The 4,283-nt window shown below is 46.6% G+C and carries 2 protein-coding genes; both read right to left on the minus strand.

All coding sequences use genetic code 11. The features are described 5' to 3' along the window. Window positions 1-144: 144 nt before the first annotated feature. The gene (locus J7J55_06415) at window positions 145-1,818 is read right to left on the minus strand and encodes an exo-alpha-sialidase (protein MCD6142334.1); all 1,674 of its coding nucleotides are present in this window, start codon (window positions 1,816-1,818) and stop codon (window positions 145-147) included. Window positions 1,819-1,917: 99 nt separating this feature from the next. Then, window positions 1,918-4,119, minus strand: coding sequence for a CDC48 family AAA ATPase (locus J7J55_06420; protein ID MCD6142335.1), 2,202 nt, complete (start codon window positions 4,117-4,119; stop codon window positions 1,918-1,920). Between the last annotated feature and the right edge of the window lie 164 nt (window positions 4,120-4,283).

Consider the following 4,283-nt stretch of genomic DNA (forward strand, 5'->3'; position numbering starts at 1 on the left):
AAACAACTTCAGTTAGTGGCATGGAAATGCAATGCAAAAAGGGCATTTAATACTTTTCTATAAAGGTGAATGCAGAGGTAGGTAGATTCAAAAATCTAAATCAAAAATTTTCAAAAAATGAAAAAGGGAAAAAGAGGAGTTATTTTACTTAACTCCCAATACAAGAGGTCCGAGCACGAAGCCGCTTGCCGTCTTGGATGCTCCGCCAGCAGTCACCGTTATGGTTGTTGGCCCTATTCCAAAGACAAGCCCTGTGCTTATTGTTGTTTCGCTTCCTGCTGCCAGTGTGTCGATTGTTCCCGTTGCTTCCTTGCCCACAAATATGAGCCCGCTGAGCTGTATTGACCAGTCTACGCTACTTGCATCCTCTGTACCTGAGTTTGCCACAGTTGCCTTAACTCCCATTCCTCCAGATATGCTTGGGATACCTATTACTGGCATTGGCAGTGGAGCATAGTATATGTCCTTATGTCCATTCCTGTTGTCTGTCCAGACGATACCACCAGCAGTAACCTCTGCAGTTCTTGGCTCTGCAACAACCGTCCCGTCCTGACTGTTAACCTGCTCGGGTGTTCCCCAAGTTGCTCCGCCATCTTCAGATTTTATGAGATAAAGGTTTCCGCTGCTGACATATACACAGTAAACCATATTGCCGCTCATATAGACCGATGGATTTGTATCATCTGCCGGGTGGTTCTCTATAACAGGAACTGTTGTCCAGGTTTCGCCGTTATCATGAGTGTATGTGCAGTGTATGTCATAATCTCCGTATATGTTGTCGTTTGTCTGGTATACAACCACTGCATTGCTTCCTGAGGTAGCAACATCCGGGTCCTTGTATTCGTGAAGTTCGTTGCTCACAAGAATTCCCTGCCATGGCCATACTTCCACATCGCAATACTTATCCATTCCGCCCGGGCCGCCGCCACCTGTGAACAGGCATGTATCTGAATTGGGATCCAGATCAGTGACTGTTTCTTTGTATATTATTTCGCTCCTGCCTGTTGAGTCGTTCTCGTGCTCTAAGACAAAGTACATGCGCTGAGAGCCGGCATTAATTTCTACGTTGCTTGCAGGACTTGTGTCTGTGATGGATTCGCCATCATAATATCCTCCAGCTGCTCCATATCCCATATCGCTTGGCCATTTGTACGACTGGTCATCATGGTCATAATACAGATACATCAGGCCCAGTCCCTGCTCGTTGTAATCGCTATCCACGTTCAGAATTACCATCCACGGTCCAACATGTGTTGATGCACTCTCAACCTGCTGAGTGCTGCTCCATGCAATCAAGTATTCTATGTCCTCTGCAGATGCAATATCTCCCTGTATCCATCCCTGGAAATTACCGTATTCAGCCATGGGGTCTGTTCCGATATAAAAGAACTCGTCGGTATCTGAATTGTATATTATCTTCGGATTGACAAGCACTCCTGAGCCGCTTATCATTGTAGAGTCAATTTCAAATTTCGTAGTCCATGTCTGACCATGATCTGTTGAGTATACAATCGGTGTTGTTGTCTGAAGAATGCTCGGCGCTTTTTCGTATGTGACCGCTATTGTTCCCTCCGAATTTACAGCAACGGAAGGATGCTGGTCATCCCCATCAGGATTGTCCGATGAGATAAGAACATCACCGGCTGTGAGCGTTCCTGCATTTGGCATCGGTTTATCTATCGCGTGTATAACGTGAGCGTTTGTTGCCTGCACTGAATCATTGGATATACTCAATGCTGGAATGGCGCTTATTGTCATCATGGCAACTATCGCTATCGCCCCCAAAAATATTTTCTTGCTCTTTTTTGCTTCTTTCATGTTTATCTTGCCTCCAATATGTAAATATGTTTTTGTTTTAAATAGTTATCGCCATGCTCCTCTAAAATTTGGGGGAGAGAAAGGTATGAAAAGGCAGGGTTACATCACTTCCATGCCCTCTACAATTTCCTTCTTTGTTATGGCTTTTCCCAGTTTCTTTGCGATTTCTTTGTAGTAATCTATCATCTCTTCGTCTATGGACGGACGGACAGTCTCAAAAGCTTTCATGAAATGCTCTCTTCTTACTTCCTTTGTATCTCTGTCCTCCCGCAGCGCCGTCATTGCCGCCTCTCTGCAGACGGCCTCTATGTCCGCGCCCGCATAACCCTCGCTCATCTCTGCAAGCTCCGACACGTCAACGTCTTTAGCAATGGGCATATCTTTCATGTGTATTTTGAAAATTTCCTTTCTCGCCTTCTCGTCCGGCTGCCCCACGAGAATGAGTTCGTCAAATCTGCCGGGGCGAAGGAAGGACGGGTCGATGATATCGGGCCTGTTTGTTGCGCCTATAATCACAACGTCCTCCATGCCCTCAATTCCATCCATTGAGGTCAGGAGCTGGTTTACAACCGTGTCAGTTACCCTTGTTCCGTCATACATCCCTCTTTTTGGGGCAAGTGCATCTATCTCATCAAGAAATATAATTGACGGGGACGACTGCTTTGCTTTTTTGAATAGGTTCCTCAATGCTTTTTCGCTCTCTCCTACCCACTTGGAAAACACCTCAGGCCCTTTTATGGAGAGAAAATTTGCATTTGACTCATTTGCAATAGCTTTGGCGAGCATTGTCTTCCCCGTGCCCGGCGGCCCGTACAGCAGTATACCCCTCGGGGGTCGTATGCCCATCTTTTTGAACAACTCCGGATTTGTCAGAGGCCATTCAACTGCCTCCTTCAACCGCTTTTTGACGTCTTCAAGACCGCCGACATCTTCCCATTTCACCTTTGGTATTTCTATCATCACCTCGCGCAGGGCAGACGGCTCGATGGAATGTTGAGCATCTTTGAAATCGTCCATCACCACTTCCATTTTTTGAAGCACTTCTGTAGGTATGGGCTTGTCAGGGTCTATCTCGGGCAGGTATCTTCGCAAAGCGTTCATGGCAGCTTCCCTTGCAAGCGCAGCCAGATCAGCACCCACAAATCCGTAGGTTATATCGGCAAGATAATCAATATCAACGTCCTTTGCCTTTGGCATGCCCCTCGTATGTATTTCCAGGATTTCCCTTCGGCCATCCCTGTCCGGGACATCCACAACAATTTCTCGGTCGAATCTGCCGGGGCGGCGGAGGGCAGGGTCTATTGAATCGATTCTATTGGTGGCGCCTATCACAATCACCTTTCCTCTTCCTTTCAGCCCATCCATAAGCGTGAGCATCTGCGAAACGACGCGGCGTTCCACCTCGCCATGGACCTCCTCCCTCTTTGATGCTATGGCGTCTATTTCGTCAATGAAAATTATGGAAGGTGCATTTTTTTCTGCCTCCTCGAACGTCTTCCGTAAATTTTCCTCGCTCTGCCCGTAGAACTTGCTCATTATTTCAGGGCCATTTATGGTAAAGAAGTTTGCTCCCGACTCGTTTGCAACCGCCTTTGCAATCAGCGTTTTTCCTGTTCCGGGAGGCCCATGAAGCAGGACGCCTTTTGGCGGGTCTATGCCGAGCCGCTTGAACAGTTCGGGGTGCTTAAGAGGAAGTTCAATCATTTCCCTTATCTTCATTATCTCGCCTTTCAAGCCGCCTATATCCTCGTAGCTCACCTGGGGCACATTGAGCAACTCCTCTTTTATGGGCTCATCTTTGACAATAACTTCTGTTTCCTCGCCGATCGTGACAATTTCCTTGGGCTCTGTTCTTATAACGCCGAATGGAAGCGAATTTCCGAATAGTGCGATGCCAGGTATTACCACCGTATCTCCTGCACTGATGGGCCTTTTGAGCAATCCTCTCTTTACTAAATGCTCGATGCCCTGGCCGAACTGGATTTTCTGGCCCTGAGAGATTGCAGGAGCCATTATGACTTTCTTTGCCACCCTGGGAACTATTTTTCTTACAATCACTTTGTCACCCATTCCGACACCTGCATTTTTTCTGGTGAGATTGTCTATTCTGATTATTCCTTTCCCTTCGTCCATGGGGCGAGCTCTCCAGACAACCGCCGATGTTTTCTGACTGCCTTCTATCTCTATTATATCTCCCGGAGTCACATCTAACTCAAGCCTTGTTTTTCCGTCGAGGCGCGCTCTGCCCGAGCCCACATCCTGTGAAAGGGCTTCCGAAACTTTCAATACAACTTCCTTCATTTTTATACCTCTGTTGAAACGCAATATGAATGCAACATTATTAAGGACATTGGATTATATTAAGATGTTGCTCTTTTTGGCTAAAAATGATATATTTGATGTTCTATATAAATATTTCCCACAGGCAAAAAGCGGAGCTGAAATACCTGTCTTTTGGGGTCTGA

This window comes from Candidatus Bipolaricaulota bacterium (genome assembly GCA_021159055.1).
Lineage (GTDB): Bacteria > Bipolaricaulota > Bipolaricaulia > UBA7950 > UBA9294 > S016-54.

Bases quoted from the DNA above. Each gene is read 5' to 3' on its own strand.
- J7J55_06415 (MCD6142334.1), bottom strand. From the start codon at position 1,818: ATGAAAGAAGCAAAAAAGAGCAAGAAAATATTTTTGGGGGCGATAGCG.
- J7J55_06420 (MCD6142335.1), bottom strand. From the start codon at position 4,119: ATGAAGGAAGTTGTATTGAAAGTTTCGGAAGCCCTTTCACAGGATGTG.